Genomic DNA, 17,735 nt, shown 5'->3' with positions numbered 1-17,735 from the left:
AGAGAGGAGACGCGGGGGAGGGTTGCAGTGGTCGTGCCAAGCTACGGCATTGCGCGTAGGTATAGACGAGGCGGTGATATTTGGCGCGAAAACAGTGCACCTGAACGCACCGAAGCCCAATGTAGGAGCTGCCGAAGGCTGCGATCTTTTGATCTTGTTTTTTTAAAGCAAAGTCAAAAGGTCGCAGCCTTCGGCAGCTCCTACAGGTGGATAGGTGTTGGGTCAGAGGAAGCGCAGCAGGGCAGCGACGATGGCTTCGGGGGCGTCTTCCTGGACGAGGTGGCCGGCGTTGGCAATCGGGTGGAATTGTGATCCCGGGATCATTTGATGTAACGCTCGGCCACGTTCGATGGGAATCCACTGATCCTCTTCGCCCCAGAGAATCTGTACCGGACAGCGGATCGTCGGGTACAAACTTTCGGCCTCACGGGTATAGCGCTCGTCCATCTGCGCAATCTGCCGATAGAAAGCCGCTTGCCCCGGATCGCCGAGCCATGGCTGCACGTAGGGCGCCATTTCGTCATCGGCAATATCACGGTGAATCGCCCCGCGAATATAGGTCGGCACGATGGCGCGCTGGATGTAGTCGGGCAGGCCGCTGAAGGCCGCTTCATGCTGACGCACATGCTGCACAAATGGCGAACCCCACGGCGTCAGCGCCACCGGATCGATCAGGGTCAGGCTGCGGTAATCCTTGCCGTTGAGCAGATGTGCGCGCAGCACGGTGGCGCCGCCGAAGTCGTGGCCCACCACGTCCGGGTGTTGCAGATTCCAGTGATCGAGCAGTTGCGCCAACAGTTGGTTTTGCACGCCGAGTGAGACATCCGCGTCGGGTTGCTCGGAGCGTCCGTAGCCGAGCAGGTCGAAGTAATGCACGCGGTGTGTGGCAAAAAAATGCGGCGCAATCCGGTGCCACACGTACGACGAAAACGGCGTGCCATGCACGAACACCAGCGGCGGGCCGTCGCCGTGTATGGCGTAACGCACCTGTCGGCCATTGAAGTCAAAGACCTGATCCAGCAGCCAGTCTGTCATGGGGCTGTCCTCTTGGCGGGTGGGAGCCAAAAAGCATAGGCGTAAAAAAACAGCCGTGAAGGCTGTTCTCTACAACTATCCCCTGTAGGAGCTGCCGAAGGCTGCGATCTTTTGATCTTGAATGTAAATAAACAAGATCAAAAGATCGCAGCCTTCGGCAGCTCCTACACGGGGATTTGTGTTGGGTTATTCGCCGCGATAGATGCAACCGCTGGTGCACGTCTCGTGAATGCGGATCGCGCTCAATTCCGGCAGCAATGGCTTCATTTCATTCCAGATGAATTTGGCCAGCACTTCGCTGGTCGGGTTTTCCAGGCCGGGAATGTCGTTCAGGTAGTTGTGATCGAGACGCTCGTACAACGGCTTGAAGATCGCTTTGATCTCGGAAAAATCACGGATCCAGCCAGTGTGCGGATCGAGGTCGCCGCTGAGGTGAAGCGCCACTTTGAACGAGTGACCGTGCAGACGTCCGCACTTGTGGCCGTCCGGGACGTGCGGCAGGCGGTGGGCGGATTCGAAAGTAAATTCCTTGAAGATTTCCACAGTATTTTCGGCTCTGTTCAGATGGCGTTCGCCGCGGCGATTCGGGCAGGCGGCGAGTTTACCAGCTTGTGTTTGGCCGTGCTGACTAAAGGGTCAGCAAGCGCTCGGCGAGGCGACCATTGGCAGTCAGTTCGAGAAACTCATCACCGAGGCGACGGCTCTCGTCCATCGCCGCGTGCCAGTATTTCTGCCGGCCCGGCGCATCGCCCATGAAGCGTTTGAAGTCATTGCGGTCGGGCAGTTTGCCGTAGGGCAGGCGCGCCAGATATTCCTTGGACGGCGCGAGCAACAGCACGTCCTGCAGGCGCTCCACCGAGGCCTTGCGCCACGGCAGGGTCTTGTCGAACCAGCCGGGAATCACCCGGTCGGTAAAGTGCGGATAGAGCACGATGCCGTCGCCGCTGTAGGGCAGGTCGAGGTGATAGTCGAGCAGACCGCCGTCGCGGAAGGTGCCAGCGCCGGCACCCGGCAGATCGCGCACGCCTTGCATGACCATCGGGATCGAGCCCGAGGCCAGCAGCGCCTGACGTAAGTTACCGGCATTTAGCGCGACGAAGCGCGACGGGAAATCGTTCAGCGCATTCACCGGTGGGGCGAGGCGCGGGTCGTGGATGATCAGCCGTTCGAAGTGCCGTGACAGCCGTGCGCGGCCGCGCAGGTTGTCGGCGATCACCGAGCCCAGTGCCAGACCGAGACGGCCGCGATGGTCATCAGCCAGACGTCCTTGGCTTTTCACCACCATGATGTTCAAGCGGTAATGCGCGTTGTCGAGGATGCTCGCGTCGCGGCCATCGAGCAGGTCGTTGAGCATGCGCTGCGAGCTCTGACTGATCTCGGCCATGGTCACGCCTTTGTTGAAGTGCTGCTCGGCGTACAGATGGCCGAGACGGCGGATGCCTTCGGCGGCGTCCGGCAGACAGGCACTTGCAAACCGCCAGGAACCGACCGAGGCGCCGATCAGCGAGCGTTCGCGCGGTGCGCTCGGTAGCCATTCACCGAACAGCGCCAGGTCCAGCCCCTGAATGCCCAACGCCTTTGGCCCACCGGCGGCGCCGGGCAGGGTGCCGACGTCGGCAGCGTTCAGGCCTTGCGCACGAATCCTCGCCATGGCGCGTGGGCCGGCCTTGAGGGTGAGGGCGGGGAATTTGATGTGGATGGCGGTCATACCGGTCTCGATCGTTAGCAAGCGAACAATTATAAGCACATGTTACAAAATCCTGTAGGAGCTGCCGCAGGCTGCGATCTTTTGATTTTGTTTTTAAAAGACAAGATCAAAAGATCGCAGCCTGCGGCAGCTCCTACACGGGGGCATGTGTTGAGCTGGAGCAATGATGGCAATTCAGTTTCAGTTAAGTTCATCCCGCTAAGGTGCCCACCGTGAAGCAACACATAAAAATACGGAGACACCATGAAAACCCTGACTGCCCTGTCCATTGCCTCGATCATCGGTTTCACTGCCAGCCTCGCCCACGCCCGCGATCTCGGCCCTGACGAAGCCCTGCGTCTGCGTGACGCTGGTACTATCGTCTCCTTCGAGAAGCTCAACGCCACTGCGTTGGCCAAACATCCGGGTTCGACGATCACCGACACCGAGCTGGAAGAGCAGTACGGCAAGTACATCTACCAGATCGAAATGCGTGATCCGCAGGGGCTGGAGTGGGATCTGGAATTAGACGCGGTGACTGGGCAGGTTCTCAAGGATCATCAGGATACGTAATGAAGGTTAATGTTCGCGCCACCCGCCGCACGGCGTTGGCGCTGGTGATGTGTTGCTCGACGGCCATGGCCCGCGACCTCGGTCCGGACGAAGCCCTGAATCTGCGCAAGCAGGGCGTGATCTTGCCGCTGGAGCAAGTGCTGCAGCAGGCGATGGATCGTTATCCCGGCGCAAAGTTGCTGGAAGTCGAGCTGGAAGAAAAACACGACGTCTACATTTATGAAGTCGAGTTGCTCACCGTCGAAGGTGTCGCCCGTGAGTTGCACTTGAAGGCCGATACCGGCGAACTTGTGAAAGACAAGGAAGATTGATCGATGCGTTTGCTATTGGTGGAAGACCACGTACCGCTGGCCGACGAACTGCTCGCCGCCCTGCAACGCCAAGGCTACGCGGTGGATTGGCTGGCGGACGGCCGCGATGCGCTGTATCAGGGCAGCAGCGAGCCCTATGACCTGATCATTCTCGACCTCGGCCTGCCGGGTGTGCCAGGGCTTGAGGTGCTCGCGCAATGGCGTGCTGGCGGCCTGGCGATCCCGGTGCTGATCCTCACGGCGCGCGATTCCTGGGCCGAGCGCATCGAAGGCCTGAAAGCCGGCGCCGATGATTATCTGACCAAACCTTTCCACCCCGAAGAGCTGCAACTGCGCATTCAATCATTGTTGCGGCGTTCCAAAGGCCAGGCCAATCAGCCGACGTTGCAGGCTGCCGGACTGCATCTGGACGAGGGCCGCCAGTGCGTGGTGCGCGACGGTGCCGACATTCAACTGACTGCCGCCGAATTCCGTCTGTTGCGCTATTTCATGCTGCACCCGGAGCAGATCCTTTCCAAAAGCCACCTCGCCGAACACCTCTACGACGGTGAGACCGAGCGCGATTCCAACGTCCTCGAAGTGCATGTCAATCACCTGCGCCGCAAGCTCGGCAAAAGCGTGATCGAAACCCGTCGCGGCCAGGGTTACCTGTTCGGCGGAAAAGCTTCGTGAGGTCGATCCAGCGCCGCTTGAGCCTGGGTTTGATCAGCGTGATGGTGATCGTCGGCGTGGTGCTGGCGCAAACCAGTCTGTGGTTGTTCGAAGTGGGGTTGCAACGCTACCTGGAAGCCGGTCTGCGCAACGACAGCGAAAGTCTGCTGGTGGCCTTGGTGCGCGGCCCGCAAGGCCTGCAACTGGATGAGCGGCATTTGTCGCCGGCCTATCAGCGGCCGTTTTCCGGGCATTATTTCCGTATCGATTTCGCCGACAGCCATTGGCGTTCGCGCTCGTTGTGGGATCAGGACCTGCCGTTGCTCGACCATCCTGGTCTGCACAGCAATCTGCAACTGGGCCCGGACGGTCAGCAATTGCTGGTGCTGCGTTCGGACTATCGACGCCTGGGCCAATCGATTTCGATCAGCGTCGCGCAGGACTACACGCCCGTGCGCGAGAGCTTTCAGCGCATGCGTCAGATCGGCCTGGGCCTCGGTCTGGCGGCGTTGCTTTTGATTTTGTTCTTGCAGCGCTTGACCGTGCGCCGCGCGTTGAAACCGCTGGAAAAGGCCCGCGAGCAGATCGCGCAATTGCAGCAGGGCCAGCGCTCGCAACTCGATGATCAGGTGCCGGTGGAGTTGGAGCCATTGGTGGCACAGATCAACCATTTGCTCGCGCATACCGAGGACAGCCTCAAGCGCTCACGCAATGCCTTGGGCAATCTCGGGCATGCATTGAAAACGCCGTTGGCGGTGTTGTTGAGCCTGGCCTCCAGCGAAAAGCTCGATGCCCATCCCGAGTTGCGCAAGGTCCTCAAGGAACAGCTGGAGCAGGTGCAGCAGCGGCTCAATCGCGAGCTCAATCGGGCACGGTTGTCCGGTGATGCGCTGCCCGGCGCGTTGTTCGATTGTGATGCGGAACTGCCGGGGTTGCTGGCGACGTTGAACATGATTCATGGCGAGCATCTGGCGCTGAGTTATGTCGCGCCGGCAGGGTTGCAACTGCCATGGGATCGGGAGGATTTGCTCGAGCTGCTCGGCAATCTGCTCGACAACGCTTGCAAGTGGGCGGATGCCGAGGTGCGTTTGAGGGTGATCGAACGTACGGATGGCTATGCGCTGAGCGTGGAAGATGACGGCCCGGGGATTCCTGAAGAGCAACGTGCTGAGGTGTTCAGTCGCGGTACGCGGCTGGACGAGCAGACCCACGGGCATGGCTTGGGATTGGGGATTGTGCGCGACATTGTCGACACGTGGGGTGGGTTGCTGGTGTTGGGCGAGAGTGAGTGGGGCGGGTTGAAGGTGGTGATCGAGTTGCCTCGGCGGTGAGTCTTTGAGAAGCCCCTCACCCTAACCCTCTCCCGGAGGGAGAGGGGACTGACCGCGGTGTTTGTTCGAGGTACACCGACCTGAAACATCGAGTCGAGCTCAGGCTTTGAAAGCCTTTCCGTGGCCTGAAATATCGAGCCGAACTCAGCTTTTGAATGGCACGGAGATCGGCTCCCTTTCCCCCTCGCCCCCTTGGGGGAGAGGGCTGGGGTGAGGGGGCATGGATCTACCTGACACCCCCCAATCTCGAATCAAACCCGAAACTGATCCATCAAACTCTGCTGCTGATTCGCCAGGCTATTGAGCGACTGACTCACCCGCGCCGACTCATTCGCCTGTCCGGACAGCGACTCGGTGACATCGCGAATCGTCGCCACGTTTTTGTTGATCTCCTCTGCCACCGCACTCTGCTCCTCAGCGGCGCTGGCAATCTGCAGGTTCATGTCGCTGATCACCGTCACCGCCTCGCCGATCTGGCGCAGCGCGGTCACCGCCTGGCCCACCTGCTCGACACTGCCCTGAGCCTGACGATGGCTGTTGCCCATCGAACCGACCACATCCTGCGTACCGCTCTGCAACTGCTCAATGACCTGACGGGTTTCTTCCACCGACTCCTGTGTGCGGCGGGCGAGGTTGCGCACTTCGTCGGCGACCACAGCAAAACCACGGCCAGCCTCACCGGCACGCGCCGCTTCAATCGCGGCGTTGAGCGCCAGCAGGTTGGTCTGTTCGGCGATGGCGCGGATAGTTTCCAGCACCGCGCCGATTTTCTCGCTGTTGGCGGCCAGACCTTCAACTTGCACCATCGCTGCGCTCATGTCAGCGGCGAGGGTGTCGATGCTCGCGGTGGTGCGGTCGATTACGGTCAGGCCCTGGCGGGTGGCGCGATCAGCATCCTTGGCGGCTTCGGCAGCTTGTGCAGCGCTGCGGGCGACGTCTTGCGCGGTGGCGCTCATTTCGTGGGACGCAGTGGCGACCTGATCGACCTGACGGTATTGCTGTTCCATGCCGGCGCTGGTCTGGGTGGCGATGGCCGAGGACTGGTCGGCAGTGTTGCGCGCATCCTGCACCGAGCGTTTCACCTCGGCGATGATCGGCTGCAACTTATCGAGGAAACGGTTGAACCAACCCGCCAGTTGACCCAGTTCGTCCTTCTTGTCATAGGCCAGACGGCGGGTCAGATCGCCTTCACCGCTGGCGATGTCTTCAAGCATGTGCGCCACACCGAGAATCGGTTTGGTCACGCTGCGCGCCATCAGCCACACCAGCAGCAGGCCGATCAGCGCGGCCAGCACGCCGAGGCTCAGTTCGATCAAGGTGCCTGAGTTGTTGCTCGCGTCCAGTTGTTGCTTGAGCGCTTCGGCGCGGCTGACCAGGACTTTTTCCGGTACGTCGAGCAACACGCCCCACGACGGGCCGCCTGGAATTGGCTGGAACGGCGACAGCACTTTCAACTGGCCGTTGCTGTGCAGGCTGCTGACGCTGGTGCTGGAGGCGAGTTTGCTCAGCAGTTCGGCGCCGCTGGTTTTATCCACCGCATCCAGGCGCTGGCTGAGTTTGCCGGCATCCGGGCTGTAACCGGCGAGCAGGCCGGCGGGGCTGATAATGCTCACGGCGGTCTGGCCGTCATAGAGCTTTTTGCTCGCGCCCTGGCTGATCGCTTGCAGGCTGTTGAGGTTGATGTCGACCGACAGCGAGGCGATGACTTTACCGTTGACCATCAGCGGGAAGACGATGCTGGTCATCAGCACCTTCTGCCCGTCGATCACATAGAAGTACGGTTCGATCACGCACGGTTTGAGCGTGGTGCGCGGGCAGGTGAACCAGGCATTGGCCGCCTGACCGCTAGGGCCGGTGCTGGTGTCGGCCATGTCGCTTTCCGGCAGGGCCATCGAGGTGACTTTGCCCGGGGTCGGTTGCGACCAGTACAGTGCGAAACGGCCCTTGTCGTTGCTGCCGAGTTCAGCCTGACCGGCGAACAGTTCATCCTTACCGTCCAGCGCATTGGCTTCGAACACCAGCGACAGGCCGAGCAGATCCGGATTGGCTTGCAGCGCCGATTTGACCTGACGGGTCATGTCTTCGCGCAGGTCGAAGGCATCAAGGAAACGCTTCTCAGCCTGTTCGCGCAGGAACAACACCTGCCGCGAAAAGCCATGGCCATACTGATAGGCGTCCATGAATTGCTGGCGAATGCCGGCGGCCTGCACTTCACCTTGCGACTCGATGCGCGCCTGCGCCGACTCTGTGAGCATTTCCATGCTCGAAGCTTTCACCAGTTCGGAACTGTGCTCCATGCGATACAGCGAAAGACCCACCAACAGGGTCACGATACCGGCCAGGCACAGGCCGGCGAGCAGGGTGATTTTCCATTGGATGGAAAGTTGTCTGTGCGACATGGAGACGTCCTTATTCGATAAATATCTGAGACTTTGCACTGTAACGGCCCAAGAGCAGCTTTCTTGAGCTTCCAGCCGCAAGCTGCAAGTGAAAAAACGCAAAAGCTTGCGGCTTGTGACTTGCAGCTTGCCGCTGCTTCATTCACAGTGCGCGCCCTTCTAATAAGACCCTCTTTGCAAATCCGCCGGTTAAGCTTTGGCGGACTCATTCTGTCTGGCGGTCGGTTTTCCACCGCAGTGTTTTTCGAGGTAGTGAAATGAATGCAGTCATAGCGGCAGTCGGCGTCATGCTGGTGCTCAGCCTGTCCCGCGTGCACGTGGTGATCGCCTTGATCGTGGGCGCGCTGGTCGGCGGTCTGACCGGAGGTCTGGGCATCGACGCCACGCTCAAGGCGTTCAACAGCGGCCTGGGCGGCGGCGCCACGGTGGCGTTGTCCTACGCGTTGCTCGGCGCTTTCGCCGTGGCGATTGCCAAGTCTGGCCTGGCCCATGCGCTGGCCGACAAGGCTCTGGCCATGGTCGACCGGCAACATGCGACCGGCGGTGGCAGCGTCAAATGGCTGTTGATCGGCCTGTTGTGGGTGGTGGCAATCGCTTCGCAGAACATCCTGCCGATCCACATCGCGTTCATTCCGCTGCTGGTGCCGCCGCTTCTCTATGTACTGACCAAGCTGCAACTCGACCGTCGCTTGATCGCCTGCGTCATGACGTTCGGTCTGATCACGCCGTACATGTTCCTGCCGGTAGGCTTCGGCAACATTTTCCTCAATGAAATTCTGTTGGCCAATGTTGCGCGCAGCGGCGTCGACATCAGTGGTATCAACGTCACCCACGCCATGGGCATTCCGGCGCTGGGTATGGTCTTCGGCCTGGCGATGGCGTTCATCACGTATCGCAAGCGGCGCGTGTACGACCTGGCGAAGATCGAGCAGGTCGAGCAAGTGGCGGTGCAGTACAACCCGCTGAGCCTGATGATTGCCGGTGTGGCGATTGCCGCCGCGTTCATTGTGCAACTGCTGCTGGACTCGATGATTATCGGGGCGCTGGTCGGTTTTCTGATCTTCTCGGTGTCCGGCATTGTGAAATGGCGCGAGACCGATGATCTGTTCACCGAAGGCATGAAGATGATGGCGATGATCGGCTTCATCATGATCGCGGCCTCCGGTTTTGCCGAAGTGATGAAGGCCACCGGCGAAGTGCAGACACTGGTCGAATCGTCAGCGTCGTGGATCAATCACAGCAAGGGTGTCGGCGCGCTGTTGATGTTGCTGGTCGGGTTGCTGGTGACCATGGGTATCGGTTCGTCGTTTTCCACGGTGCCGATTCTGGCGGCGATTTTTGTGCCGCTGTGCGTGCAATTGGGCTTCAGCCCGATCGCGATCGTGTGCATCGTTGGCACCGCCGGCGCGTTGGGCGACGCCGGTTCGCCGGCTTCGGATTCGACCCTCGGGCCGACCTCTGGCCTGAACATCGACGGCCAGCATCACCACATCTGGGACACCGTGGTGCCGACCTTCCTGCACTACAACCTGCCGTTACTGGCGTTCGGCTGGGTGGCCGCGATGGTTCTCTGAATCCCACGTATCCACTGTAGGAGTGAGCCTGCTCGCGATAGCGGTTTATCTGTCAGTACATCTGCCAACTGATACACCGCTATCGCGAGCAGGCTCACTCCTACAGGGGGTGGGGTGACCACGGACTCAACTTTTGCTTGCGCGTGCCGTTAAAGCCTTTAACCACGCCAATAAAATCAAAAGAGTGAGCCCCAAAAATGCGCCTGAGCCTCAAGGCTAAAGTCCTGTCCCTTGCCGTTCTACCGGTGTTGCTCTTTGCGCTGGTCATCAGCCTGACCACGCTGTTCATCCTCCAGGAACAGGCGCACAAAGAGGTCGAACAGACCCGCGAACGCCTGCTCGGCGATGCCAAAGCCACTCTGCAAAGTTACGTCGCCGTGGCCATGACCACGATCAAACCGCTGTACGACGCGGCCGCTCCGGGTGACGTTGATGCGCGGGCGCAGGCGATCAAGTTGCTTTCGGGGATTCGCTACGGCAAGGACGGCTACTTCTTCGGCTACGACTCCGAGACCGTGCGCCTGTTCAAGGCCAACGACCCCGAAGGCGTGGGCAAAAGCTTCAAGGACAACCGTGACCCGAACGGCGTTTACGTCAACCGTGGCCTGGTCAGTGTGGCGAAGGACGGCACGCACTATCTGCAATACAGCTCGCCGCTGCCGGGCAATGCGCAGGTGTTGGTGCCGAAACTCGGTTACACCGAATACCTGGCGAAGTGGGACATGGCAGTCGGCACCTCGGTCAACCTCGACGGCATCGAAGCGCAAGTGGCTCTGGTCGAAGCGCAGGTGCAGGAGCGCATGCAAGGCGTGGTGCTGAGCATCGTTGGTGTGGCAGTAGTGGTGCTGTTGGTGATCGCGGCGGCGGGGATGCTGCTGGCCAATACCATTTTGCGTCCACTGACCCTGATGAAAGCCAACCTCGACGACATCGCGGCGGGTGAGGGCGACCTCACGCGTCGGCTGAACATCACCAGCCAGGATGAACTCGGTGAACTGGCCGGCTCGTTCAACCGCTTCGTCGACAAGATCCATGGCCTGGTGCGGCAGATCACCGAGATGACCACGCAACTTACTGGGCTGGTGACGCAGGTGTCCGATCAGGCCCAGCGTTCGGATCAGGCGATGGAACGTCAGCGTCACGAGACCGATCAGGTCGCCACCGCGATCAACGAGATGTCCGCCGCCGCACAGGAAGTCGCCAAAAGCGCGCAGAACGCCGCCGTCGCCGCCCAGCAGACCGACGAAGAAGGCCAGAGCGCCAAGCGTGTGGTGGCGGGCAGCATCAAGCAGATTCATGCCTTGGTCGATGACATTCGCAGCAGCGGCGTATCGCTCGACAGCCTGCAGCAGGATGTGACGTCGATTGTGGGTGTGCTTGGGGTCATTCGTTCGATCGCCGAACAGACTAACCTGCTGGCGCTGAACGCCGCGATTGAAGCGGCGCGCGCCGGTGAAGCCGGTCGCGGATTTGCCGTGGTGGCGGATGAGGTGCGGGCATTGGCCAGCCGTACGCAGATCAGCACCCAGGAAATTCAGGGCATGATTGACCGCTTGCAGGCGGGCACCCAGCAAGCGGTCGAGGCGATGCGCCGTTCCAGTGAGGCCGGTGACGGCACTTCGCAGCAGGCCAATCAGGCCGGGGCTTCGCTGGATGCGATGGCATCGTTGATTGCGACGATCAACTCGATGAACGCGCAGATTGCCAGCGCGGCGGAGGAGCAGACGGCGGTGGCCGAAGAGATCAACCGCAGCGTGCACCAGATTGCGGTGGCGGTGGATAACGTGGCCGATGAAACGCAGTTGGGGGCGCAGACGTCGCGTAGTCTGGCGGAGCTTGGGCAGCGCCTTGGCAAACTTGTCGGTCAGTTCCGGATCTGACCGCTTGAAAAGCCCCTCACCCTAGCCCTCTCCCAGAGGGAGAGGGGACTGATTGGGGGATGCTGTGGAACTCCGTCGACCTGAAGCAGCTTTACCGAATCCATAATCGACTCAATCTTTCAGGTCGATGGATGACGCAAGACACCTCGGTCAGTTCCCTCTCCCTCCGGGAGAGGGCTAGGGTGAGGGGCTTTTGATCTTCAAAGACTCAAGGTCGATCCCAGTAAGGCACTTCACCAAAGCATTCGATAAAGAAATCAATCACCGTCCGCACCTTCACCGATAACCGCCGGCTCCCCGGCCACAACACCGCAATCTGCTGCGGCTCCAGGCTGTTCGACACCTGATATTCCCTCAACACCGGCACCAGCGTGCCGTCGCGCACCGCTTCACCAATCAGCCACGACGGAAACATCACCAGCCCCAACCCCTGCTCGGCGGCTTGGGTAAGGGTGTCGGCGTGGTTACCAGTGATCGGGCCTTTCACCGAGTACGGCGTCCAGTCCTCGCTCTCGCGGCGGAAAAACCAGCGCTGCAGGCCGGTCGCGCCTTTGTAGGCCAGACACTGATGTTGCGCGAGATCTTCAGGTTTCTGCGGGGAGCCATGACGCTCGAGATAAGCGGGGCTGGCTGCAACCTGAAAGCGATGCGGCGCGAGAATCCGCGCCTGCATGCTCGAATCGTGCAGCGGGCCGATGCGGAACAGCAGGTCGGCACCTTCCTGCAATGGATCGACGTAGTGATCGGTCTGCTGGATATCCAGTTGCAGCTTCGGATAACGCGCACACAACTGGCCCAGCCACGGCGTCAGATGCCGCTGGCCGAACACCACCGGGGCGTTGATCCGCACCAGGCCGGTGGGTTCACTTTGTTGTTCCTGCAACGCCTGTTCGGCTTCTTCCAGTTGCACCAGCACCAGCCGCGCATGGTGACCGAGCATGCGCCCGGCCTCGGTGGGCGTGACGGCACGGGTGTGGCGGTAGAGCAATTGCTGATTCAGCGCCTGTTCCATCAACTGGATCTGCCGGGAAATCGAGGAGGGCGCCACGCCTTCGCGGCGGGCCACTTCAGAGAAGCTGCCGTGATCGAGCACGGCCACAAACAGCCTGAGTGCCTTGAATCCGAGTTCGTTGAGCCCGTGCATGATGTGTCCTGCTGTGCGAATTGCGCAAAAGTGTTGTCCGGATGCTCCCATTTATCGCACAGCTTCGCCAGCCGATAATCCGCGCCATCGTTTACTTGAGTGGAATATTGTTTATGCAGACGTTGGATGAGGTCGCCGTCGCGGCGCCGGTGAAGAAGTCGGGGTTGCGCCTGTTGTTGCTGCCGCTGGTGATTCTGGCGGGTATGGGCTTGTCGGTGGAGGCGGGGTTGCTTGGGCCGTTGGGTGTGCAGGTCGGGCATCTGTGGGCGACTTTGAGCATCTTCGGGGTCGGCTCGGCGATTCTGTTTTTACTTTTGTTGTTTGCCGGGCCACAGAAGGGGCCAGCGCTGACTGATCTGCCGCGCTGGCAGTTGATTGGCGGATTTCTGGGGCCGATGTATGTGGTGGTGTTGACGCTGGCGACGCCGCATATCGGCATCGCCATGACGATGATTGCGATTCTGTCCGGTCAGGTCGGCAAGAGTGTGTTGATTGACCATTTCGGCTGGTTCGGGGCGACGCGCAAGAAGGTCAATGCCGAGCGCTGGCTGGCGTTGGGGTTGATTGTGGTGGCTTTGGTTTTGATTGCGCGGGGGTGAGTGATGAGTCTGATTATTTTGTTGGCGGTGGTGGTGTTGGCCGGTGCGGTGTTGAGTGTGCAGGCGGCGATCAATGGGCGTTTGGGCGAGTCGGTTGGGGTGTTGCGCAGTAGTTTGTTGACGTTTGTCGTGGGTGCTTTGACGACCGGCTTGTTGATTTTGTTTTTTGAGCCGGCGCAGGCGGTGAGTCTTTTGCAGGTGCCGAAGTGGCAGTTGACCGGGGCGCTGTTTGGCGTGGTGTACATGATGGTGATGGTCGGGGCGGTGCCGGTGGTGGGGACGGCTGTGGCGACGGTGGCGGTGATTGTCGGGCAGTTGGGGATGGGGATGTTGATTGATAATTTTGGCTGGTTGGGGAATCCGGCGATTGAGCTTTCTTCGAGTCGGATTTTGGCGATGGTGTGTTTGGGGGTGGCTTTGGTTTTTATGTATAGGAGTTCGCGTCAGGCTGGGTGAGTGAGTACATATCCGTTGCTGCGGTAACGGCTGCTCAGGGTTCCGCCCTTACGGCGGGTCACCTTTTCCAAACGCCGAAAAGGTAACCCAAAAGGCTTGCTCCTGCGTGCGGCCCGCTCGCTGGGGCTCGGGGTTCCTTCGCTCCGGGATTGATCCGGGCGCAGCGCCTACGGTTTGCTTCGCTGCACCTCCTCTCGCTGTGTTTGGCTGCGCCAAACGGTCGCTGCGCTCCCACCCCCGGATCAATCCCGGAACGAAGCCTTCCGACGTCGCCCGTGGATCAAGATCAAGAGCAGGCGAGCTGACACTCGGCCTATTGAGTGGTGAAGAGCACGGCGCGCTTGGCTTTGTTTTTGTGGTGTTCTCGCCCCTCATCGGAACGCCGCCCGCCCAGCCCTCTCCCGAGGGAGAGGGAGCCGATTGGTGGGCTTTTCAACATGTGCGTTCAACTCGGTATTTCACGTCGGCGTACCTTCTCCAAACACCACGGTCAGTCCCCTCTCCCTCCGGGAGAGGGCTAGGGTGAGGGGCTTTTGATCTGGCTTGTGATCTTGATCTGGCTTTGGCTTCGGCTTTTGATCTCAAGCCCCTTCGGCAGGCCGAGCGGAGGTGTTCATCCGGGGGTAGGCGCGCAGCGCCGTGCGGCGTAGCCGCATACATCGAGAGGAGGTGCAGCGAAGCAAACCGTAGGCGATGCCCCCGGATGGACACCGTAGCGAGGGAACACTGATCCTCAGCGAAGTGCCGTACGCTGGGGCAAAGCCTTTTGGGTTACCTTTTCGGCGTTTGGAAAAGGTGACTCGCTGTAAGAGCGAAACCGCCAGCGGCGGCACCCGCAGCAACGGATATGCCCCCAATCCCAATCCCAATCCCAATCCCAAACAAAATCAAAAGATCGCAGCCTGCGGCAGCTCCTACACTGGTTATTAAGGCTTGCCCTTCAAGCCCCAGACAACCACCACCCAAGGAGTCTGCCCCATGCCCGATAGAAAATGCGATTGCCCCGACTGCAAATGCACAATCAAGGAAGGCGATCATGCGTACGCCGTCCACGGCAAGCACTATTGCTGCGAAGCCTGCGCCCACCACCACAAAAGCGGCGAAGAATGTTCAACCAAGGGCTGTAAATGCGCCCACAAATAACGATCGACGCATAAAAAAGTGGAGCCTAATCAGGCTCCACTTCCAGTTTCAGACTCTCATCATCCAGCCGCTCGGCATGCCGCACCGTGCCTTGCAGCCGTCGCCCTTCAACCCGGACCACCACGGTTTTCGCCTGGTCGAGGTCTTCCGGTAGCGGCGCCGGCACTCTCAGGGCAAAGCGAAACGGATCATCCTCGACCGCCTCCAGCCCAACGCGGCAGTCCACGCTTTTGGTGATACGCCCGAACAGCGTATCGAGGCCGTAGTCCAGATGCGCCGGGCTGATGATATTGCTCATGGTGCATTCCCCCGAATGATGCCGATCGCTGGGCAGAGCTTAGCTGGTCGGTCGCCAGACCACATTTTCGACGCCGAATTTTTCCGCCATCGGCTTGCTGGTTTTCTGTACTTTTTCACGGCCAAAGCGCGGGATGCGACCAACGCCGGCGTCGCAGCTCGCCCAGTGCCACGCCTCGGTATTGTCCATCTTGTCCGAGCGGATAATGAACGACTTGGGCGTGCCGTGAAGGGTGTATTCGATGACGTAGAGTTTTGCGTTGTTCATAAAGCCCGTATTCCTCCCTGTGGTAATAGAGGGATCGCGGTGCGCCGGGAAAATTCATTCGGATTGTCCGACGGTATCTATCGTTGGCGACGCTATGACGCACTGGTTACCATGGGATTTCCGTCAACCCCGATGAATGCTCGCCATGGCCCTTGCCGCACCCCCTGATCTGAGTGATACCGATGTGCCTGTGCAACCGTTGGCACGGACCTATCCGCGAGGGTTGTTTATCGAACCGCATGAGCATGTCTGGGGCCAGTTGCTGTATGCGATGAGCGGGGTGATGTGGGTCGAGACACCCCACGAAGCGCTGGTGGTGCCGCCGCAGCGGGCGGTGTGGTTGCCGCCAGGCGTGCCGCACGGGATTCGGGTGGTGTCGGATCTGCAGATGCGCAATATCTACCTGCGCCCGGCATTGGCGGCCACTCTGGATCAGACGGTGCAGGTCATCGAGGTCGGCGGTTTGCTGCGTGAGTTGATCGTCGGGCTGGTGGAGCAGGGCGACAGCGGCAATCCAGAGTATTACGAAGCGCTGGTCGGCTTGGCCTTGCTGGAGCTGAAACGCGCCAGGCGTTCGCAGTTGAAGATCCCGATGCCGGATGACTCCGACCGGCGCTTGATGAATCTGTGTCAGGCAGTGATGGCGGCGCCGTCGCTGGAGATTGCGTTCGAGCAGCATGCGGAAAATGCCGGCGCCAGCGTGCGCACGTTGGCGCGGTTGTTCAAGGACAGCCTCGGCATGGGCTTCGCCGAGTGGCGGCGGCAGGTGCAACTGGCGACGGCGGTGGCGGCGTTGATTCAGGGTGTGGCGGTGAGTGTGATTGCCCGGGAGCTCGGCTATTCGCCCAGCAGTTTCAGCGACATGTTCCGCCGTGAATTGGGCGTGGCGCCCTCACAATTCATGACTCACAGCGGATGATCAGACTGGCCTAAGACCTGTAGGAGTGAGCCTGCTCGCGATAGCGGTGTGTCATTCAACTATGCATCAGCTGACACACCGCTATCGCGAGCAGGCTCACTCCCACAATGGACTGTGTTGGCTCCAAAGGTTTGTCCGAAATTCAGAAGTGCTTGGCCGATACCGTCCCTGCCGATTCCCTAGACTCTGCCCATTCCCTTCAAACGGCGGAGTTCCTCCCCATGAACTACCTGATCTCGCTGGCCATCGGTCTGGGCGTCGGCCTGTTGTACGGCGCGCTGGAGTTTCGCTCTCCGGCGCCACCAGCCATCGCGCTGGTCGGTTTGCTTGGCATGCTGGCCGGTGAGCAGTTGTGGCCGATGGGCCGGCAACTGGTCGCCGGTTGGTTGTCCTGAGTTCCTTTTCTTCTTCGATGGATGTCCCCATGAAAGCACTGCAATTCGATAAAACCGGCGACCTGTCTTCCCTGCGCTACGTCGAGGTGCCGACCCCGGCACCCGGCGCTGACGAAGTGCTGGTGCAGATCAAGGCTGCCGGACTGAACCCCAGCGACGTGAAGAACGTGCTCGGGCGTTTCCCCTACACCACGCTACCGCGAATTCCCGGTCGGGATTTTGCCGGCGTCGTCGTGGAAGGGCCGCAGGCGTTGATCGGTCAGGAAGTCTGGGGCACCGGCCGTGAGCTGGGCTTTTTCGCCGATGGCACCCACGCCGGGTTCGTCAAACTGCCGGCCAATGGCGTGGCGCACAAACCTTCGCACCTGAGTTTCACCCAGGCCGCCAGCCTCGGCGTGCCGTACACCACGGCGTGGGATGCTTTGGAACGCAGCCTTGTAACGGCCGACACGCGTTTGCTGGTGATCGGCGGTGGGGCGGTGGCAACCGCAGCATTGGCCCTGGCGAAAGTGCGTGGCGCGCGGTTGCTGGCAGCCGCGCGACGCCCGGAGCAGGTGGCGGAGCTGCAAGCGCAGGGTTATCAGACGATTCAGCTGGATAAGTCGGAAGACCTCGGCGCGCAGGTCAACGCGGTATATCGCGGCGGCGCCGATGTGATCTTCGACACCACCGGTTTCTGGCTGCCGGCGTCGGTGGCGGCATTGGCCACGTTTGGGCGGATCGCGATCATCGCTGCGCCGGTGGACGGGCATGTGCAACTGCCGGCGCTGGCCTTGTATCGCAAGGGCGGATCGGTGGTCGGGATCAATTCGCTGCTGTATGGCGTTGAAGCTTGCGCGGCGATGCTCGAGCAGTTCGGGCGGTTCTTTGATGAAGGCTCGCTGCCGTTGCCGCAAGGGTTGGTCGAGGCGCCGCTGGCTGATGGCCTGGCGCGCTACGCCGACGTCAATCAAGGCAGTGGCGACAAGGTCATCCTTATCCCCTGACACACCGCAAAACCCTTGTAGGAGTGAGCCTGCTCGCGATAGCGGTGTGTCAGTCACTCATGATTAAACTGACACACCGCTATCGCG

19 protein-coding genes and 2 pseudogenes are annotated in these 17,735 nt (G+C 60.5%); 13 read left to right on the top strand and 8 right to left on the bottom strand.

From position 1 onward, the window contains the following. Nucleotides 1–222: 222 nt before the first annotated feature. From U6037_RS19190 to U6037_RS19180, 3 genes are all read right to left on the bottom strand, one after another. Entirely contained in the window at nucleotides 223–1,035 is an 813-nt protein-coding gene (locus tag U6037_RS19190; protein ID WP_322844160.1) for an alpha/beta hydrolase, read from the bottom strand. Nucleotides 1,036–1,221: 186 nt separating this feature from the next. Next, entirely contained in the window at nucleotides 1,222–1,578 is a 357-nt protein-coding gene (queD, locus tag U6037_RS19185) for a 6-carboxytetrahydropterin synthase QueD (protein WP_007915588.1), read from the bottom strand. A gap of 85 nt (nucleotides 1,579–1,663) precedes the next feature. Then, nucleotides 1,664–2,743 (bottom strand): patatin-like phospholipase family protein, encoded by a 1,080-nt coding sequence (locus U6037_RS19180; RefSeq protein ID WP_322844159.1) that lies wholly within the window; start codon nucleotides 2,741–2,743, stop codon nucleotides 1,664–1,666. A 243-nt stretch (nucleotides 2,744–2,986) separates the two neighbouring features. Between U6037_RS19180 and U6037_RS19175 the strand changes: the two genes are divergently transcribed. Genes U6037_RS19175 through U6037_RS19160 form a run of 4 tightly spaced genes read left to right on the top strand, consistent with a single transcriptional unit; the run spans nucleotide 2,987 to nucleotide 5,588 of the window. Further along, nucleotides 2,987–3,295, top strand: a complete 309-nt coding sequence (locus U6037_RS19175) for a PepSY domain-containing protein (protein WP_122608638.1) — start codon at nucleotides 2,987–2,989, stop codon at nucleotides 3,293–3,295. Further along, complete coding sequence (locus U6037_RS19170) at nucleotides 3,295–3,606, top strand: PepSY domain-containing protein (RefSeq protein ID WP_064118601.1); 312 nt, start codon at nucleotides 3,295–3,297, stop codon at nucleotides 3,604–3,606. The genes U6037_RS19175 and U6037_RS19170 overlap by 1 nt, the downstream gene beginning before the upstream one ends. A 3-nt stretch (nucleotides 3,607–3,609) precedes the next feature. After that, nucleotides 3,610–4,278, top strand: coding sequence for a response regulator transcription factor (locus U6037_RS19165; RefSeq protein WP_322844158.1), 669 nt, complete (start codon nucleotides 3,610–3,612; stop codon nucleotides 4,276–4,278). Further along, a complete protein-coding gene (locus U6037_RS19160; RefSeq protein ID WP_322844157.1) occupies nucleotides 4,275–5,588 on the top strand; it encodes a sensor histidine kinase in 1,314 nt (437 codons plus the stop codon). The genes U6037_RS19165 and U6037_RS19160 overlap by 4 nt, the downstream gene beginning before the upstream one ends. Before the next feature lie 251 nt (nucleotides 5,589–5,839). Here the strand turns inward: U6037_RS19160 and U6037_RS29500 are convergent, their stop codons facing one another. After that, nucleotides 5,840–6,544: a methyl-accepting chemotaxis protein gene (locus U6037_RS29500; protein ID WP_416221726.1), complete on the bottom strand. Its 705-nt coding sequence runs from the start codon at nucleotides 6,542–6,544 to the stop codon at nucleotides 5,840–5,842. A gap of 201 nt (nucleotides 6,545–6,745) precedes the next feature. Beyond that, nucleotides 6,746–6,802 (bottom strand): annotated as a pseudogene (locus tag U6037_RS29495) (hypothetical protein); the annotation flags it as partial. Between the two features lie 1,442 nt (nucleotides 6,803–8,244). On the opposite strand from U6037_RS29495, the gene U6037_RS19150 reads away from it, so the two are divergent. The 3 genes and pseudogenes from U6037_RS19150 (at nucleotide 8,245) to U6037_RS29485 (ending at nucleotide 11,441) form a co-directional block, all read left to right on the top strand. After that, nucleotides 8,245–9,561, top strand: coding sequence for a Na+/H+ antiporter family protein (locus U6037_RS19150; protein WP_322844155.1), 1,317 nt, complete (start codon nucleotides 8,245–8,247; stop codon nucleotides 9,559–9,561). Between the two features lie 197 nt (nucleotides 9,562–9,758). After that, a pseudogene (locus U6037_RS29490) lies at nucleotides 9,759–10,535 on the top strand (cache domain-containing protein); the annotation flags it as partial. Nucleotides 10,536–10,619: 84 nt separating this feature from the next. Then, a complete protein-coding gene (locus U6037_RS29485) occupies nucleotides 10,620–11,441 on the top strand; it encodes a methyl-accepting chemotaxis protein (protein ID WP_371924620.1) in 822 nt (273 codons plus the stop codon). Between the two features lie 208 nt (nucleotides 11,442–11,649). Here U6037_RS29485 and U6037_RS19140 read toward each other — a convergent pair whose 3' ends face one another. Next, the gene (locus U6037_RS19140) at nucleotides 11,650–12,585 is read right to left on the bottom strand and encodes a LysR family transcriptional regulator (RefSeq protein ID WP_322844153.1); all 936 of its coding nucleotides are present in this window, start codon (nucleotides 12,583–12,585) and stop codon (nucleotides 11,650–11,652) included. A 113-nt stretch (nucleotides 12,586–12,698) separates the two neighbouring features. On the opposite strand from U6037_RS19140, the gene U6037_RS19135 reads away from it, so the two are divergent. The 3 genes from U6037_RS19135 to U6037_RS19125 all read left to right on the top strand — a co-directional run bounded on the left by U6037_RS19135 (nucleotide 12,699) and on the right by U6037_RS19125 (nucleotide 14,783). Further along, nucleotides 12,699–13,184, top strand: a complete 486-nt coding sequence (locus tag U6037_RS19135; protein WP_416221685.1) for a DMT family transporter — start codon at nucleotides 12,699–12,701, stop codon at nucleotides 13,182–13,184. 3 nt (nucleotides 13,185–13,187) lie between these two features. Next, entirely contained in the window at nucleotides 13,188–13,640 is a 453-nt protein-coding gene (locus U6037_RS19130) for a DMT family transporter (protein ID WP_322844152.1), read from the top strand. Nucleotides 13,641–14,618: 978 nt separating this feature from the next. Then, a complete protein-coding gene (locus U6037_RS19125) occupies nucleotides 14,619–14,783 on the top strand; it encodes a metallothionein (RefSeq protein WP_322844151.1) in 165 nt (54 codons plus the stop codon). Nucleotides 14,784–14,808: 25 nt separating this feature from the next. On the opposite strand, the gene U6037_RS19120 is transcribed toward U6037_RS19125, so the two are convergent. Together U6037_RS19120 and U6037_RS19115 are read right to left on the bottom strand one after the other, a co-directional pair. Then, a complete protein-coding gene (locus tag U6037_RS19120; RefSeq protein ID WP_064117652.1) occupies nucleotides 14,809–15,081 on the bottom strand; it encodes a hypothetical protein in 273 nt (90 codons plus the stop codon). 39 nt (nucleotides 15,082–15,120) lie between these two features. Then, nucleotides 15,121–15,348: a DUF6555 family protein gene (locus tag U6037_RS19115; protein ID WP_007919026.1), complete on the bottom strand. Its 228-nt coding sequence runs from the start codon at nucleotides 15,346–15,348 to the stop codon at nucleotides 15,121–15,123. 136 nt (nucleotides 15,349–15,484) lie between these two features. Here U6037_RS19115 and U6037_RS19110 point away from each other — a divergent pair, with 136 nt between their 5' ends. From U6037_RS19110 to U6037_RS19100, 3 genes are all read left to right on the top strand, one after another. Beyond that, nucleotides 15,485–16,267 carry a helix-turn-helix transcriptional regulator gene (locus U6037_RS19110; protein WP_322844150.1) on the top strand — a complete coding sequence of 261 codons (783 nt, stop codon included), beginning with the start codon at nucleotides 15,485–15,487 and terminating at the stop codon, nucleotides 16,265–16,267. Nucleotides 16,268–16,488: 221 nt separating this feature from the next. Continuing rightward, on the top strand, nucleotides 16,489–16,662 hold the full coding sequence (locus U6037_RS19105) for a DUF1427 family protein (protein WP_090284580.1): 174 nt from the start codon (nucleotides 16,489–16,491) through the stop codon (nucleotides 16,660–16,662). A gap of 29 nt (nucleotides 16,663–16,691) precedes the next feature. Continuing rightward, nucleotides 16,692–17,648 (top strand): zinc-binding alcohol dehydrogenase family protein, encoded by a 957-nt coding sequence (locus U6037_RS19100; RefSeq protein ID WP_322844149.1) that lies wholly within the window; start codon nucleotides 16,692–16,694, stop codon nucleotides 17,646–17,648. Nucleotides 17,649–17,735 lie beyond the last annotated feature (87 nt).

Origin of the sequence: Pseudomonas sp. B33.4 (assembly GCF_034555375.1) — a bacterium.
GTDB lineage: Bacteria > Pseudomonadota > Gammaproteobacteria > Pseudomonadales > Pseudomonadaceae > Aquipseudomonas.
The sequence above is the reverse complement of the archived record's forward strand: the minus strand, read 5'-3'. Positions and strand labels throughout refer to the sequence as shown.